Annotated in this window: 13 protein-coding genes; 5 read left to right on the top strand and 8 right to left on the bottom strand. The window is 65.9% G+C overall.

The genetic code is table 11. The features are described 5' to 3' along the window. Positions 1 to 123: 123 nt before the first annotated feature. The 8 genes from AC0IY0_RS25420 to AC0IY0_RS25455 all read right to left on the bottom strand — a co-directional run bounded on the left by AC0IY0_RS25420 (position 124) and on the right by AC0IY0_RS25455 (position 7,109). Positions 124 to 1,392, bottom strand: a complete 1,269-nt coding sequence (locus AC0IY0_RS25420; RefSeq protein ID WP_471766064.1) for an MSMEG_0569 family flavin-dependent oxidoreductase — start codon at positions 1,390 to 1,392, stop codon at positions 124 to 126. A gap of 38 nt (positions 1,393 to 1,430) precedes the next feature. Continuing rightward, entirely contained in the window at positions 1,431 to 1,712 is a 282-nt protein-coding gene (locus AC0IY0_RS25425) for an MSMEG_0570 family nitrogen starvation response protein (protein ID WP_471766066.1), read from the bottom strand. Next, complete coding sequence (locus AC0IY0_RS25430) at positions 1,705 to 2,880, bottom strand: MSMEG_0565 family glycosyltransferase (protein ID WP_471766068.1); 1,176 nt, start codon at positions 2,878 to 2,880, stop codon at positions 1,705 to 1,707. Before AC0IY0_RS25430 ends, AC0IY0_RS25425 begins: the two co-directional genes overlap by 8 nt. Next, a complete protein-coding gene (locus tag AC0IY0_RS25435; protein WP_471766070.1) occupies positions 2,877 to 3,872 on the bottom strand; it encodes a sll0787 family AIR synthase-like protein in 996 nt (331 codons plus the stop codon). The genes AC0IY0_RS25430 and AC0IY0_RS25435 overlap by 4 nt, the downstream gene beginning before the upstream one ends. Continuing rightward, positions 3,872 to 4,414, bottom strand: a complete 543-nt coding sequence (locus AC0IY0_RS25440; RefSeq protein WP_471766071.1) for an MSMEG_0567/Sll0786 family nitrogen starvation N-acetyltransferase — start codon at positions 4,412 to 4,414, stop codon at positions 3,872 to 3,874. Before AC0IY0_RS25440 ends, AC0IY0_RS25435 begins: the two co-directional genes overlap by 1 nt. After that, the gene (locus AC0IY0_RS25445) at positions 4,414 to 5,514 is read right to left on the bottom strand and encodes an MSMEG_0568 family radical SAM protein (protein ID WP_471766089.1); all 1,101 of its coding nucleotides are present in this window, start codon (positions 5,512 to 5,514) and stop codon (positions 4,414 to 4,416) included. Before AC0IY0_RS25445 ends, AC0IY0_RS25440 begins: the two co-directional genes overlap by 1 nt. Further along, on the bottom strand, positions 5,468 to 6,544 hold the full coding sequence (locus AC0IY0_RS25450; RefSeq protein ID WP_471766072.1) for a Nit6803 family nitrilase: 1,077 nt from the start codon (positions 6,542 to 6,544) through the stop codon (positions 5,468 to 5,470). Before AC0IY0_RS25450 ends, AC0IY0_RS25445 begins: the two co-directional genes overlap by 47 nt. An 82-nt stretch (positions 6,545 to 6,626) precedes the next feature. After that, on the bottom strand, positions 6,627 to 7,109 hold the full coding sequence (locus tag AC0IY0_RS25455) for an MSMEG_0572/Sll0783 family nitrogen starvation response protein (protein ID WP_056382815.1): 483 nt from the start codon (positions 7,107 to 7,109) through the stop codon (positions 6,627 to 6,629). A 360-nt stretch (positions 7,110 to 7,469) separates the two neighbouring features. Here AC0IY0_RS25455 and AC0IY0_RS25460 point away from each other — a divergent pair, with 360 nt between their 5' ends. From AC0IY0_RS25460 to AC0IY0_RS25480, 5 genes are all read left to right on the top strand, one after another. Beyond that, positions 7,470 to 8,909: an aminotransferase-like domain-containing protein gene (locus AC0IY0_RS25460; protein ID WP_471766073.1), complete on the top strand. Its 1,440-nt coding sequence runs from the start codon at positions 7,470 to 7,472 to the stop codon at positions 8,907 to 8,909. A gap of 362 nt (positions 8,910 to 9,271) precedes the next feature. Continuing rightward, entirely contained in the window at positions 9,272 to 9,535 is a 264-nt protein-coding gene (locus AC0IY0_RS25465; protein ID WP_471766090.1) for a c-type cytochrome, read from the top strand. 657 nt (positions 9,536 to 10,192) lie between these two features. Further along, on the top strand, positions 10,193 to 11,041 hold the full coding sequence (locus tag AC0IY0_RS25470; RefSeq protein WP_471766074.1) for a Crp/Fnr family transcriptional regulator: 849 nt from the start codon (positions 10,193 to 10,195) through the stop codon (positions 11,039 to 11,041). Beyond that, a complete protein-coding gene (locus AC0IY0_RS25475; RefSeq protein ID WP_471766075.1) occupies positions 11,038 to 14,331 on the top strand; it encodes a GAF domain-containing protein in 3,294 nt (1,097 codons plus the stop codon). The genes AC0IY0_RS25470 and AC0IY0_RS25475 overlap by 4 nt, the downstream gene beginning before the upstream one ends. A gap of 41 nt (positions 14,332 to 14,372) precedes the next feature. Continuing rightward, positions 14,373 to 14,738: a response regulator gene (locus AC0IY0_RS25480; RefSeq protein ID WP_471766076.1), complete on the top strand. Its 366-nt coding sequence runs from the start codon at positions 14,373 to 14,375 to the stop codon at positions 14,736 to 14,738. Positions 14,739 to 14,744 lie beyond the last annotated feature (6 nt).

Genomic DNA, 14,744 nt, shown 5'->3' on the forward strand with positions numbered 1-14,744 from the left:
CTCTTGCCGCCAAAAATGGACTCCCGGTCGACCGTACAAAGTGTCAGGAATATTAGTGCCATCTTTGGCGACAGAGCTGAAGATGCTGCTTATGATCTCGGGCAGATTGTGTTGATTGTTGGCTCAAACAGCGAACTTGAGGGCGAAGTGCTCGGCGCCGAGGCGCTTCTGAATCACTTGCACGATGTACTCTGCATCGCGGCCGACCGCTCCAAAACGGCCGGAGCCCCAAGTGTTCAGCCAGGGCAGGCCGATGAAGTAGATGCCGTCCTCGTTCGTGACGCCCCGCTTGTGTTTGGGGCTGCCCGCACCGTTGAACACGGAGGCATCGAGCCACCGGAAGTCCGGCGTGAAGCCGATGCACCAGATGACGCTTGTGATGCCTGAGCCTTCGAGACCAAGACTGAGGACCGGCTCGCCCGGCTCCCAGACCGGGGTGTAGTGGTCTTGCGTCGGAGCCTCGATGCCCTTCTCGGCGATGTACTTGTCGATGGCCGCGTTGATGCCGTTGTAGGTTCGATCGGCCTGATCGAGCGAGCGCCTGAGGTCGTCGCGGAAACGCAGGCTCCCGTCCTGATAATCCTCCATCAGACCGTAGAGCTTCATGCCTTCCAAGGCGAAGCGGCGCAGGTCGATGTCGCGTCCGCCGTCGCGGCCGGTGACGTAGTGGTTGGTGTTGTCGCGGACGCCGTCGCGCAGAGGATGATTGTCGACGGTCATCTCGTAGTAGCCCATGTCGGCGAGCCACGTGACGACGTCGCGGCCGCGGTAGAACCGGGCGCAGCGAGGCGCGTCGCCGACCGCCAAGTGCACCTTGCGCCCAGCCAAATGGAGGTCCTCTGCGATCTGGGCGCCGGACTGGCCCGAGCCGACGACCAGAACTTCGCCGTCGGGCAGCTGTCCTGGGTTGCGGTACTGGTTCGAGTGGATCTGCGTGATAGAGCCCGGCAATCTCTCGGCCAAGCGCGGGATGATCGGGGTGTGGTAGCCGCCCGAAGCGACCACGACCTCGTCGGCGGTGTAGTCTCCCTCGGAGGTCTGAACCGAGAAGATACCGTCCTCGCGCCGCTCCACGCGCGTGACCGCGACGCCCTCGTGGATCGGTGGGTTCAACTTAGCCACGAAGGCGTTGAGGTAGGCGACGATCTCGTCCTTTTTCATGAACCCGTCCGGGTCCGGACCATCGTAGGGATGGCCGGGCAAGTCGCACTGCCAGTTCGGCGTGACCAGGCAGAACGTGTCCCAGCGCTGGTTCGACCATGTGTGCACCGCTGATGCTTTCTCGAAGACGAGATGGTCGATCCCACGCTGCTTCAGGTGATAGCTGACCGAGAGACCGGCCTGCCCACCGCCGACAATGGCGACGGGGACGTGACGGGGGGTAGAGGTCATGGCTCTGGCTCCGTGAGTGTCCGTTAGCGGGCGTCGGCTCAAGGTTCGAAGGCTTCGACGATGATTTTGCCGTCGGCAGGCTGCCGCTTCGCGGCGGCCTCAATGCGCGCTAGCTGGTCCATGGCGGAGGAGCACGCGAAGCCGTATTTCTCACGCACCCGCTCGCTCGCGATGTTGAGCGCGGTACGGGCTTTCGCGACGAAGTCATCGACGGCGTAGCTTTCGCCCGGCGTGAGAAAATCCTTCACGACGAGGGAGGGCGAGTAGCAGGCCTCGCGCCGGCCATCGGGCCAGCGGATGTGGAAGTGCATCTCAGGCATAGATTGGCTCCCGTTCGACGCGGGCGCAGGCCGCGTAGGTATCGAGGTGGCGCTCGGCGCAGGCGCGCCAGGAGTGAGCGGCGGCCCGGATTGATCCGGCAGCGCGCAGGCCGGCGCGCGTCATCGGTGCCAGGGCGGCCGTCATGGCGTCTGCGATGTTCCGGGGATCGCCAGGATCGACGAAGAGGGCGTCGTCGCTCCCGAGGTACTCGGTGAATGGCGGCAGGCGAGAAACGATCACGGGGGTGCCGCAGGCCATCGCCTCCAGCACGCAAAGCCCGAAGCCTTCCTTCCAGGATGGAAAGGCGAGAACGTCCGCTCGCCTATAGAAGGCTGGCATTTCCTCCTGCGAAACTGGCCCGGTCTCGATCACCGCCTCACCGCGCCCGACCACAAGCCCGTGTGCGCTCAGCGCGGCGCGGCAGCGGGCGCCGTAGGAGGCGTGGTCGAGGAGCGATGCGCCGCCTACGATCACGAGCTGCGCCTGCGGATGGCGTCCACGCAGCAGCGCGAAAGCCTCGATGATACCGGCCGTGTTCTTACGTTCCTCGAATCCGCCGACGCTCAGGACGACCGGTCCGACACCGATGCCCCAGCGCTCCCTCACGATCGCGTCGGCTTCGGTCGGCGCCGCTTGGTAGATCGACAGGTCCACGCCGTTCCCGACGACGCCGATCTCCGTACCGAGATCTTCCTCGATCCGGTCGGCCCAAGTGCGGCTGACACAGAGCAGGTGTTTGGCCTCCTGGATCGAGCGATCCTGCCAATCCGCGAGCACCGGGTCGGAGAAGCTGTCGACGTGGTGGACCGTGCGCACGAAACCCGGGATCAGGCGGCGGTGCTTCAGTGTCGCGAGCGCATTGCCGCCAATGCCGCAATGGGCGTGAAAGACGTCGAAGTCACAGGCGGCGGGGGACGCGAAGTGGCGCAGGTAATCGTCGATGCGGGCCCGCACGAGGTCGACCGTCGTGCCGGCGACCGGCTTTGCGGCCACCGATACCGTCGGGCAGGCGGCGGCGCGAAAGAAACCGCGTCCGGACGGATCGGGCGCGTGGACCACCGCCTCATGCCCGAGCACGCACAGGGCCTCGGCCAGGGCGAGGCAATGCGCGACCCCGCCCCGTGGGTTGGTGGAATGGGTCAGGATGGCGACACGCAGAGCGGTCATCGGACGGCACCCATCCCGTCCTGGCCACAGCCGATCAGCGGACTGACCGTAAAGTCCCAGACCGCGGCTTCTCCCCCGGAGGCCTCACGCACCCGTGCAATCCGGCTGGCATCGAGCTTACCGACCGTGGCGACCGCGATGTCCCGTTCGGCAAACCGCGCGCAGACGTCGGGCGTGCAGTCAGGGTGCACGCTCAGAAGGTAGCCGAAGCTCGGGAAGGCGGTGAGCCAGCGGGTAAGCGGCACATCGGCTGGCCGCGGAATCGCGTCGAGATCGATGACCCCGCCGACGTTCGAGCATTCCAGCAACATCAAGGCGGTACCGACGACACCCGCCATGCTGATGTCCTTGGCCGCCCTGCATAGACCGTCCTCGGCCAGTGCCGGCAGTAGGGCGAGATCACTTCGCAGACGTTCGCCGGCACTGCCGGTCGAGGCGTCCCAGTACGGGTATGGGTCGCGGAAGCGTCCGCGCAGGTCGATCGCCGCCACAAGATCATCGCCGGGCGCCGCGTCGAAACTCGTGAGCAGGCGCGGGCCAGCTCGGCCGAGCACGGCGACCGCGAGATTGCCCGCCTGGGCTCGGGTATTGGTGTGACCGCCGACGATCGGGACGCCGTAGAGTGTCGCCGCGTCGGAGAGGCCAGCCAGGATTGGGTCTGCCGCCGCGGCATCTCGGCTCCACAGTGCGTCGACCACGGCGAGCGGGCGCCCGCCCATCGCGGCGATGTCGCTGAGGTTGACCATGATGCCGCAATAGCCGGCGAAGTACGGATCGGCCGAAACGAAGCTGTCGAGGAAGCCCTCGATGGCGAACAGTAGGTGGCTGTCACCATCCGGTATGGCGGCACAATCGTCACCGATCGGCACCGCGGCGTGCCGGCTGTTCAGTCCAAGCCGCTCGACTACGGCATCGATGTCGCGCTTGTGAGCGACCCCGCGCGCGTCACGGATCTCGTTAGCCAGGGCCTGGATGTCGAAGCCCGCCGCCATCACGCGGCCTTGCGGAACGTGACGAGCCCGTGCTCAGGGTCGTGCATTGGCGGGTAGGCCGCTAGGTCCGCTTGCATCAGGTGATGCGGTCGCCCGTGCAGGTCCACGGCGTCGAGGCTCGTCCAGTGCAGGGCCTGGAACAACGGGACATTCCGATCCTGCACATGGGCCAGGAACCGGGTACAGCCCCGCGCATGGGCTGATGAGACCGCGACCTGGATGAGCCCGGCCCCGAGCGCGGCCATGCCACGGAAGCTCTTGGCAACGGCGAGGCGTGAGCCCCACCACTCGCCAGGCCGTTCCAATACCTCGTGGATGCGTACCGTGCCGACGACGGCATCTGCGTCGCCGCCGAGCGTCGAGAAGGCGCAGATCGGGATGGCATGCGCGTCGATGGCGTCGCGGTCGTCGTCCGCGAAGATGCCTTGCTCCGTGCAGAAGATTTGGCGCCGCAGGACTGAGCAGGCACGCCGCTCCCAAAGCGTGACCGCAAACTTCACGCGGAAGTGGCTTGGCCGGTACGGCGGTACGGGGTCGAACATCAGGCCGCCCCCGCGCGCTCGTAGGTGGAGAGCGCTGAGCAGGCGCCACACCGTCCGCAGCCGGCCTTGATGTCGGTCGAGCGAAGATCCGCGCCGACCAGCATGTCCGCGAGGGGTTTGAGGATGCCGTGCATGAAGTCGGGTGACGGCGCGGGGTGGCTCTCCAATGGCGTGCCGGAAATCGGCACGAACGGCACCACGAACGGATAGACGCCCATCCCGATCAGGCGCTCGGCCATCTCCAGGATTGCCTCCGGGCTGTCGCCCAGCCCTGCCAGGATGTAGGTCGAGATTTGCCCCCGCCCGAAGACAGGAACGGCGGCCTCGAAGGCCGCGTAGTACCGCTCAAGCGGCACGCTCGCCTTGCCGGGCATGATCCTGTCCCGCACCTCGGGCGTGACGGCCTCCAGGTGCATGCCCAGCGCATCGATGCCCGACGCCTTCATCCGCTCGAACCAGCGATCGTCGTCCGGCGGCTCGCATTGCGCCTGGATCGGCAGGTCGACCGCGGTCTTGACCGCGAAGGCGCTCTCGCAGAGCACGGCGGCGCCCCGGTCGGTCGCGTTCGGCGTGCCGGTCGTCATGACCATGTGCTTGACACCGTCGAGTATCACAGCGGCGCGGGCGACCTCGGCGAGTTGCTCCGGCGTCTTGCGCGCAACGGTGCGACCCGCCGCGAGGGACTGGCCGATGGAGCAGAACTGGCAGGTCTTCGTGCGGCTTGCGTAGCGGATGCAGGTCTGGAGCACGGTCGTGGCGAGCACGTCGCGCCCGTGCAGCACGGCGATCTGGGAGTACGGTACCCCGTCGAAGGTTGAGAGAGCGTAGAAGCGCGGCTTGCCCGGGAATGTCACCCGGCCGATCACCGCGCCATCGTGCTCTATCACTGAGACCCCGTCGAGGTCCGGGCGGCGCACTAGGAAGGGCGAGTCGAACGCGGTCTCGGTGTGGACCGGCACCATCACGGTGCGGCCGGCGATGGTCATCGCCTTGTGGTCGGAGGGACCAGCGCCGCCGCGCCGGCTCGGGGCCCCGGCGCGGCTGTCGGCGAGCCTAACGCCGTAGGATTGCAACGCGTTGATCAGGCGTTCCGTCGGCATCCCGACCAGGCCCGCCATGACCGGCGGAAGCGTGGGTAAGCTCGTCGGAAGCGGGGAACTGCTCATGGTCGAGGCTCCGGGATTGATGTTGCGAACGGATCGGCTGGTGCACGAACGAGGCCGGGCGGTCGTCGTGGAGCAGGCTGAGGAGTTCGGGCCGGGCGTAGTGGCCGACCGAGTCCATCATCCGCTTGCGCTTGGTCACCAGCGCCAGGTCCATGTCGGCGACGAGAATGCCTTCGCCGGGGCCGAGCGGATCGACGAGGTGCTTGCCCTCGGGTGAGACGATGGCGGTGCAGTTGCCGCCGCGGCAGGCCCCGCGCAGGCGCTCGTCCGGGCAGACCTGCACCACCTGTTCGTCGGTGAGCCACCCGGTGGCGTTGACGACGAAGCAGGCTGCCTCCAGGGCGTGGTGGCGGATCGTCACCTCCATCTGGTCGGCAAAGATCTGGCCGACCAGCGAGCCTGGGAACTGGGCCGCGTGGATCTCCTCGTGGCGCGCCATCAAGGCGTAGCGGGCGAGCGGATTGTAGTGCTCCCAGCAGGCGAGCGCCCCGACGCGGCCGACCGCCGTGTCGACTACGGTGAGGCCGGCGCCGTCGCCCTGACCCCAGATCATGCGCTCGTGATAGGTCGGGGTGATCTTGCGGCGCTTGAGCTTGAGGGTGCCGTCGGCGTCGAAGATCAGCTGGGCGTTGTAGAGCGAACCGTGGTCGCGCTCGTTGACGCCGAGCACGATGACGACGCCGTGCCGGCGCGCGGCAGCCGAAACGGCCTGGGTGACGGGACCCGGAATCGCCACGGCGTGCTCGTAGAGGCGCAGGTGCTCCGCGCCCTGCAGGGCCGGCGGCAGCACGAAGGAGAAATACGGGTAGTAGGGCACGAAGGTCTCGGGAAAGACCATGAAGCGCGCGCCCTTGGCGGCGGCCTCGTCGATGGCGTTGAGCACCCGTTCGAGGGTGCCCTCCGGCCGGTCGAGATCGGGCGCGATCTGGACGGCGGCGGCCCGCACGATCCGGTTCTCTGACATGGATGATCCTCCGGCGGTGACGGCGGCCACGTCGCGCGCGGCCGCCGGATGCGACATCCCGGTCGATGGGCCAAGGGCCCGTTCAGACGGTCCAGGTGTCGATGATCACCGCGTTGTCGCGCTTGTGCAGGAGCATGCAGTCGAGGACGTCGAGGGGGTTGATCATGCGGATGCCCTCGATGAAGGCGGCCTCGCCGTGGCCGTAGAGGGCCTGGGTCGAGAACCGGCAGGCGTAGACCTTGCCGCCCTCGGCCATGAACTTCTCAAGCTGGTTGTTGAAATTGAGGTGGCCCGGAAAGGCCTCGTCGCCGAGCCGCGGGAAGCCACGCTGCACCCCGAGGGTGATACCGGGACCGTAGAGCAGGATCGAAGTCTCGAAGCCCTTGCGCTGCAAGCGAGTGGCCTGGAGCAGGTTCACGAGGCCGATGGAGCCTTCGAAGGCGACGGTATGGAAGGTGACCAACGCCTTCTGGCCCGGCTCGGCCTTCACGTCCTCGAAAACCTTCTCCTCGTAATCGACCAGGTAGTCGCCTTTCTTGTGGGGTTCGCGATTCACTGCGGGCATGGATCTCACTCCGTGATGGGTTGGACCGCGTTGGCCGAAGCCTCGGGTGGTCACATCCCCCCGTGGCAAGCGACGTGCCAATGAAGGCCGATCAACAAAGCGATCAATGGGCGCAAGTTGAATGCGATCAATTATGCATGCAATTGACCCTCTCGGTCTCGACTGAATGCTTCTTATGGACCTGGTGACGGGTTGAGCAGGTGCCTAACTGAGCATCACGGTATGTCCAGTTTGCCCGCACGGATTGATGGTATTGTATGTATTGGAGAATGGAGCTGTCAGACGTTTCGATACGGTATGGAGCTTGCTACCCATACAATCTAATATTGATCGCATCTTGATGGTGTGCTTGGAGAACGGATGACCTCAGCAACGCGAGACGGGCGACCAGCGCCCTCGGATGTCGTGGGCGGGGGGTGGACGCCTGACCTTAAGCGCTGGGGGAAGCCCCACTACCTCGCCATCGCCGAGGCATTGGCGGACGACATCCGAACCGGACGCCTGGCGGCAGGCGCGCGGCTGCCAACCCAGCGCGCCCTCGCCGAGGCCCTCGATCTCAACTTCACGACCGTCTCGCGCGGCTATGTCGAGGCTCACAAACGCGGCTTGATCGAAGGACGCGTCGGACAAGGCACCTTCGTGATCGATCCCGTTCGCCAAGGCCGGTCGCTCTCTTCGAAGCACGGCTCGCGGGTCGGGCCGGTCGACTTCACGATGAACCTGCCTCCCGAACCCGACGCGCCGGCGTTGCAGGCGCGGATGCAGGCGTCGTTCTCCGAGTTGTCCGGCGACCTCTCTAACCTGCTGCGCTACCAGGGATTTGGCGGGACGGACGAGGACAAGGAAGCGGCTCTGCGCTGGCTGAAAGGTCGGGGCATCGACACCCCGCGGGAGCGCTTGCTCATCTGCCCGGGCGCCCATAGCGCCCTATTCAGCGTGTTGGGCCAGATCGCCCGACCGAGGGACACGATCTGCGCCGAGCGGATCACCTATCCGGGCATTCGGTCGCTGGCGGCGCATCTGGGGTTGCGCCTCGTCGACCTGCCTATGGACCGGCACGGCGTCGACCCCGACGGGTTCGCGGCCGTCTGTACCAAGGTCGCGCCGAAGGCGATTTATCTGAACCCGCTTCTGCAGAACCCGACCACCGCGACCCTGTCCCGGACGCGGCGCGAGGCCATCATTGCGGTCGCACGCCGGTATGCCGTCACCATCATCGAGGATGACGCCTACGCACGCATCTGCCCGGCGCCGCCCCCGAGCTTCGCGGACCTCGCCCCCGAAATCACCTACTACGTGGCCGGCCTCGCCAAGTGCCTCGGTGCCGGCCTGCGCCTCGCCTTCCTAGTCGCCCCGAGCGCCCGGTCCGCCCTTCCGCTCGCCGGAGCCCTCAGGGCCGCGACAGTGATGGCCTCGCCGATCTCGACCTCGCTTGCGACACGCTGGATCATGGACGGCACGGCGGATGCCGTCGTTCAGTTCGTGCGCGAGGAATCCGCCGCGCGCCAGCGGATCGCGACCTCGCTGCTTCCCGCCGGGACCTACACCGCCGATCCGCACGGCTTCCATATCTGGATCACCCTGCCGGAGGGATGGACCCGCTCGGCCTTTGCCAGCCAAGGACGTTCCGCCGGGCTCGGCGTGGTCGCCAGCGACCCGTTCTGCGTCGCCGGAACGCCGCCCGAGGCGGTACGCCTCTGCCTCGGCGGCCCCTCGACCCGCCAGCAGATCACGCAGGGACTGGAAATGCTCGCCCACGCCTTGGAAGGCTCGCCGGCACTTGCCTCGACCTACATCTGAGCGGCTCGACACGCGCGCCGGCCGTCACCCGTGTGTTTGGTAATTATAGGGTGCGCGGGCGTCTGTCCCGGATCTTGAACCTCGCGCCGGGGCACCACCACAACACTGGGCGCCCAAGAACGGCTGCCACTAATGCTGTGGCGTAAATGCTCATGGTCGAACAGGTGAATGGCACTCTCCGTCTTGCATTGCGCTTCTCGCTAGCAACGCTCGCATTCCCTGTCACAGCGTGCTCGGACGACGGTCAAGAGCGTCGTCGTTCCCTGGGTGACACCCCCGGCTTCGGCGACATCATGCGGGTGGCTGACGCGAGGCGGGGCGGCCGCTTGTTCGGCCAGTGCGCGGCCTGTCACACGGTTAGGATGGGAGCCGGAGACCGGGATGGTCCCGGCCTCTACGACGTGGTTGGCAAACCCATCGCCAGCAACAGCAAGCGCTTCGGCTATACATGGGCGCTCCGGTCATTGGGCGACGTCTGGACGCCTGAGCGGTTGGACGTCTGGCTCGCCCCCCCTGCGAAGCTTGCGCCGGGCACAAGCATGAGTTTCAGCGGACTTACCGACCCCCTCGATCGGGCAGATGTGATTGCATACCTGCTGACGCAGACCGCTGACGCAGACCGCTGACGGAGACGGCGCCAAGTCGGTGCCATCGCGACGATGACCTTCTCCTCCCAGCTATCACGTACTCCCACTGCTGCATACGGCGATCGATCGTGAACTCGCATGTTCAAGATGCCCAGCTGTATATTCAAAGCGGGGTTAATTTCACTAGGTTCCGCCTTTGAAAGCGCACTTCAAAGTGCTGGAGGCTCGTTGTCGGTACGAAGGTATTCTCGAAGATTGCCCGAACCACAATGAAGGTCCGCTTTTCCAATTCTAAAGCCGGAAGCGGACAGGCGGCTTTCGGCCAGACTACGCCACGGTGGAACGCCAGTCTGCGCAAAACCGGCCTTTCGGCTTTGCGCCCATCCCGGTCATTCAAGGAGCCTCGGCCGCTCACCAATAGCGGACATTCAGCGCGACGGCTGTTTCGCCGGGCAATTCTCATAAGGGAACTCTACGGGCCGCAGGCGGCTACGGCCGCCTCAGCCGTTCGCCAGAAATCAGTCATGCCACCGGGCCTGGGCCAAACCCTCTCTGAGCTAAGAACGCGGTGGATGGAAGATACCGCGAACCTAGCCGCCAACTCGTTGAAGCACGGACCAAAATTATGCGTTATGTCCTCCAATGGACAGACACGCACTTGCTCCCACGCTACGCAGCGACGGTCGGGAGGTCGCGATGTCGTTGCCAGCCCCTGCGCTGGCCGCGCAGGTTCCGTTCGAGAGCAATCTGCTGCTGCAGGCGCTGAGTGAGGCAGACCGCACGCGTGTTGCACCGTATCTGCACCCAGCTGAGTTCCAGCGCGGCGACGTCGTGTTCCGCGTCGGTGATGAGGTCTCGCACGTCACGTTTCCCCTGAGCCGGACGATCATCACCTTCGTCCTCCCGCTCCGTGACGGTAAATCCGTCGAGACCGCTACAGTCGGGCATGAGGGTGCGCTCGGCGGTGTCGTCAGCCACGGCTACCTGCCAGCCTTCAGCCAAGCGGTGGTTCAGGTCGGCGGCCCAGCTGTGCGCATCGAGGCGGAGCGCTTGAACGAGGCCAAGCAGGCCTCTCCCGCTATCCGTGACCTGTTCGTGCGCTACGCCGATTGTCTGGTTGCGCAGCTACTGCAGTCAGTGGCTTGCAATGCCGTCCACCCAATCGAGCAGCGCTGCCTACGCTGGCTACTGACGATGCAGGATCGGCTCGGAACCGACGAGCTGCCGGTCACCCACGAGATGCTCGCAGAGATGATGGGCGTGCGTCGCGCCTACCTAACCAAGGTGCTGGGTGAGATGCAGCGCAGTGGGCTGATCCGGATCAGCCGCGGTAGGCTCAAGCTCGTCAATCGCCCTGGGATCGAGCAGGCAGCCTGCGAGTGCCACGCCAACGTGCGTCGGCACTTTCAGGATGTCCTGGGCGCTGTGTACGGGCGCGCGGGCGAGATCGTCGCCCTCGACGCAGGCCATCCTGAAACCCTACGTCCGCCCGTCCTCGCCGCACTTGTGAAGCCGGTTCGTACTGCAAAGACCCGCAAGCTGTGACGCTGGATCAGACGCCCATTCCAGGCGCGGTGGCTGATGAGCGTCGGCTCGCAGCCCTGAAGAGCTACGATATTCTCGATACGCCACCGGAGGCGGGCTTCGACGACATCGTGCAATTGGCGACACAGCTGTGCCAGACCCCTATAGCACTGGTCAGCCTAGTGGCGGCGGACCGGCAGTGGTTCAAGGCTCGGGTCGGGTTCGCCTCATGCGAGACGGACCTGAATTCCTCAGTCTGTGCCCTTGTCCTGACCGAGCCGGACGTGCTGGTCATTCCTGACCTCACAGCAGACCCGCGCACAAAGGCAAATCCACTCGTCACCGGGGAACCGTACATCCGGTTCTATGCCGGCGCGCCCCTTCGCACCTCCGAGGGACAGGTCATCGGCAGCCTGTGCGTCATCGACAACGAGCCGCGTCTTGGCGGTCTGGCCGAGGTTCAAGCCAGAAGCCTGAAGGCGCTCGCCCGACAGGTGATGAGCCAGCTCGAACTCAACCGAGCCGTTGCTGGACGCGACGTGCTGTTGGCGGAGCAAGCTGCGGTTCAGCGCACCCGCGACACGCTTTATCGAACCCAAACCGCGATCTCAGAGACCGGCGGTGACCTCGGTGCCATCCTGAAGATCCTCGTTGCCGGGGCCATGGAGGCGATGCCTGAGGCTGACGGCGGGGCCATCGAGCTGGCCGTCGGCAACGAGTTGGAATACCGGGCCGTCGCCGGCACCCTCGCCGCCTTCCAGTCCAAACGCGTGCCGCTGGAGGGTAGCCTATCGGGTGCCTGCTTCCGATCCGGCAAGCCGCTGCTAGTGCCTGACGTGCAGGTCGATTTGCGCGTCAACCAGCTTCGCGCCGAGCGGATGAAGCTGCGCTCCTGCGTGGTCGTACCTGTGCTCCGCGGCCGCCGCAGCATCGGCGTTCTGAAGCTGCAGTCGAGCCGACCCGAGGCCTTCACGGAGCGGCACCTGCAGGCTACCCGACTGTTTGCAGGCGCCGCCTCGGCCGGCTTGATCGAGGTCCGCGAAGCCGCCGCGCAGCGCGCCGTCCAGGCGAGCGAGAGCCAGTATCGGGCGATCTTCGAGAGCGCCACCGACTACGCCATCGTCGTAATGGATCTCGACGGCATGGTCACAAACTGGAACGTGGGCGCCACGCGTATCCTTGGCTGGATCCCTGAGGAGGTGCGCGGGAAGCCGGCCGATGTATTCTTCACGCCCGAGGATCGCGCTGCCGGCATCCCTGAGCAGGAGATGCACAGTGCGCTGACCGAGGACCGCGGCATCGACGAGCGCTGGCACCTGCGCAAGGACGGCAGCCAATTCTGGGCCTCGGGCGAGATGATGGCGCTGCGCGACGAGGACGGTGGGGCCATCGGGTTCGTGAAGATCCTGCGCGACCGCACCGAGCAGCGCAGGAGTGGCGAAGCCCTACGAGAAGCGGCGCTACGCTTGCAGCAGGCTCAGAGGGCCGGAGGTGTCGGCGTATTCTCCATCGGTATCGCCGACGGCATCTTGCGGCCCAGCCCGGAGTTCTGCCGCTTGTACGGGCTTCCGGAGGCCGACGCCTACCCGTCCACCGCCTTCGAGCAGCTGGTCATTCCGGAGGATCGGCACCTAATCTCTACCGCCGGCTCGCGGCGCAGCGGCGAAGCTCCTCGCGATGTCGAGTACCGCATCGTTCGGCCGGATACGGGCGAGGTCCGCTGGATCGCGCGCAAGGGTGAAATCGAGCATGACCAGGCCGGGCGCCCGGTACGCTTTGCCGGTGTTGCCCGCGATATCACCGAGCAGCGGGCAGACCGGGAAGCCTTACGCATCAGCCAGGAGCGCCTGAACCTCGCGTTCGAGGCTGCAGGCGCCGTGGGCTGGTGGGACTGGGACATCCAGAATGACCGCATCGTGGCCAACGCCCGGTTCGCCGAGTTGTACTCCGTCGATCCGGCGGAAGCTGCCGTCGGCACCTCGATCGCGCGCTACATCGACGGCATCCACCCGCAGGACCGGGAGTGGGTCAGCGCCAGGATCGAGCACGCCCTCGCCACTGGTGGGGAATTCGCTGAGGAGTATCGCCTGCTCCAGGCCAATGGCAGCGTGCGTTGGGTCTATGCCCGTGGACGCTGCTACCACGATGCCGCCGGCCGACCCCAGCGCTACCCCGGGGTGTCGATCGACATCACCGCGCGCAAGCTCGAGGGTCTACGCCAAGCCGCGTTGGTTACGCTGGGCGATCGCCTGCGCGACGGCACCAACATCCAAGAGATGACAATGGCTGCCGCCGAGATCGTCGGCGAGACCCTAGGGGTGAGCCGAGCTGGGTTCGGTCGGCTTGATCACTCCGGCGAGATCGTGACGCTGGAGCAGGATTGGACCGCCGAGGGCCAAGTCAGCATCGCAGGCCCTCACCGCTTCACCGACTACGGCAACTTGCGTGAGGGCTTGCTGGAGGGTCACCCGGTGGTGATCGGCGACGTCCGGACTGATCCTCGCACCGCAACCGACGGGCGCCCACTCTCGGCATTGGATATCCGCGCCCTGATCAATATGCCCGTGCGCGAGCGTGGACGCACGACGGCGCTGTTCTTCGTGCACGATCGTCATGTGCGCATGTGGCAGCCGGAGGAGGTCGCGTTCCTACGCACGGCCGCCGACCGCGTCGAGGCAGCCGTGGCTCGGATACACGCGGAAGAGCAGCAGGAGCTGATCAACCGCGAGCTGTCGCACCGGCTGAAGAATACCCTGGCGATGGTCCAGGCGATTGTTACCCAGACCCTGCGCAACGCCACCGACGTGGACACCGCCAAGGAGACGGTGGCGGCGCGCCTGATCGCCCTGAGCAAGGCGCACGACATCCTGCTTGTTGGTCAGGGGGAGAGCGCCGAGATCAGCGCGATCGTAGCAGGGGCGCTGCAGCTGCATGATGATGAGCAGAAGGGGAGGTTCCGCTTAGACGGACCGCCCTTGCGCATCCATGAAAAGGGGGCGCTGTCGTTGTCGCTGATGATGCACGAATTGGCGACGAACGCGGCCAAGTATGGCGCGCTGAGCACGCCGGACGGCATGGTGCATGTCACCTGGGTGGTGGAGGACATCGCTGATGTCCAGACCGTTCGGCTAACGTGGCGAGAGAGCGGTGGGCCCCCCGTGGCGGTGCCCAGCCGCAAGGGGTTCGGCTCCCGCTTGATTGAGCGCGGTTTGGCTGGTGATGTCGGCGGCACAGTCCGGCTGAGCTACCCGGCCGATGGCGTCGTCTGCGAGTTGATCGCACCGCTCGCAGGGTTCCAGCCCGTCGTCTAATCGCGACCTGGAACCCTGAAGGCCGGTGCCTGTTTCGGTGCATGAATGAGTTCACATCGCATCATCGTGCGCTGACTGTCGTCGCCGAGGATGAACCCCTGCTACGGATGGAAACCGTCAGTACCCTCGCTGACGAGGGGTTTGAGGTTCATGAGGCGCGCAACGCGGCCGAGGCGATGGAGCACCTGGAGCGGCTCGGCGGCGTGGACCTTCTGTTCACGGACGTGCGCATGCCGGGCGAACGCGATGGGTTGGCACTGGCCCGTGAAGTAGCGCAGCGCTGGCCTGACACTCGCATCGTGATCTGCTCGGCGTGGCCGCAGCCAGAGCCGGACGCGATGCCCGCGGGGGTATCCTTCCTCAGCAAACCGTTCGCGGCCTCCTCCGTACGCAAACTTATACGATAGAGACCA

The sequence above is a fragment of the Methylobacterium sp. AC315 genome (assembly GCF_979253755.1).

Excerpts from the sequence above, each read along its gene's own strand:
- AC0IY0_RS25430 (WP_471766068.1), bottom strand. The coding sequence starts at position 2,880 with ATGACCGCTCTGCGTGTCGCCATCCTGACCCATTCCACCAACCCACGG.
- AC0IY0_RS25455 (WP_056382815.1), bottom strand. The coding sequence starts at position 7,109 with ATGCCCGCAGTGAATCGCGAACCCCACAAGAAAGGCGACTACCTGGTC.
- AC0IY0_RS25465 (WP_471766090.1), top strand. The coding sequence starts at position 9,272 with ATGGGAGCCGGAGACCGGGATGGTCCCGGCCTCTACGACGTGGTTGGC.
- AC0IY0_RS25425 (WP_471766066.1), bottom strand. The coding sequence starts at position 1,712 with ATGCCTGAGATGCACTTCCACATCCGCTGGCCCGATGGCCGGCGCGAG.
- AC0IY0_RS25435 (WP_471766070.1), bottom strand. The coding sequence starts at position 3,872 with ATGGCGGCGGGCTTCGACATCCAGGCCCTGGCTAACGAGATCCGTGAC.
- AC0IY0_RS25420 (WP_471766064.1), bottom strand. The coding sequence starts at position 1,392 with ATGACCTCTACCCCCCGTCACGTCCCCGTCGCCATTGTCGGCGGTGGG.
- AC0IY0_RS25460 (WP_471766073.1), top strand. The coding sequence starts at position 7,470 with ATGACCTCAGCAACGCGAGACGGGCGACCAGCGCCCTCGGATGTCGTG.
- AC0IY0_RS25480 (WP_471766076.1), top strand. The coding sequence starts at position 14,373 with ATGAATGAGTTCACATCGCATCATCGTGCGCTGACTGTCGTCGCCGAG.
- AC0IY0_RS25445 (WP_471766089.1), bottom strand. The coding sequence starts at position 5,514 with ATGCCGACGGAACGCCTGATCAACGCGTTGCAATCCTACGGCGTTAGG.
- AC0IY0_RS25470 (WP_471766074.1), top strand. The coding sequence starts at position 10,193 with ATGTCGTTGCCAGCCCCTGCGCTGGCCGCGCAGGTTCCGTTCGAGAGC.
- AC0IY0_RS25450 (WP_471766072.1), bottom strand. The coding sequence starts at position 6,544 with ATGTCAGAGAACCGGATCGTGCGGGCCGCCGCCGTCCAGATCGCGCCC.
- AC0IY0_RS25440 (WP_471766071.1), bottom strand. The coding sequence starts at position 4,414 with ATGTTCGACCCCGTACCGCCGTACCGGCCAAGCCACTTCCGCGTGAAG.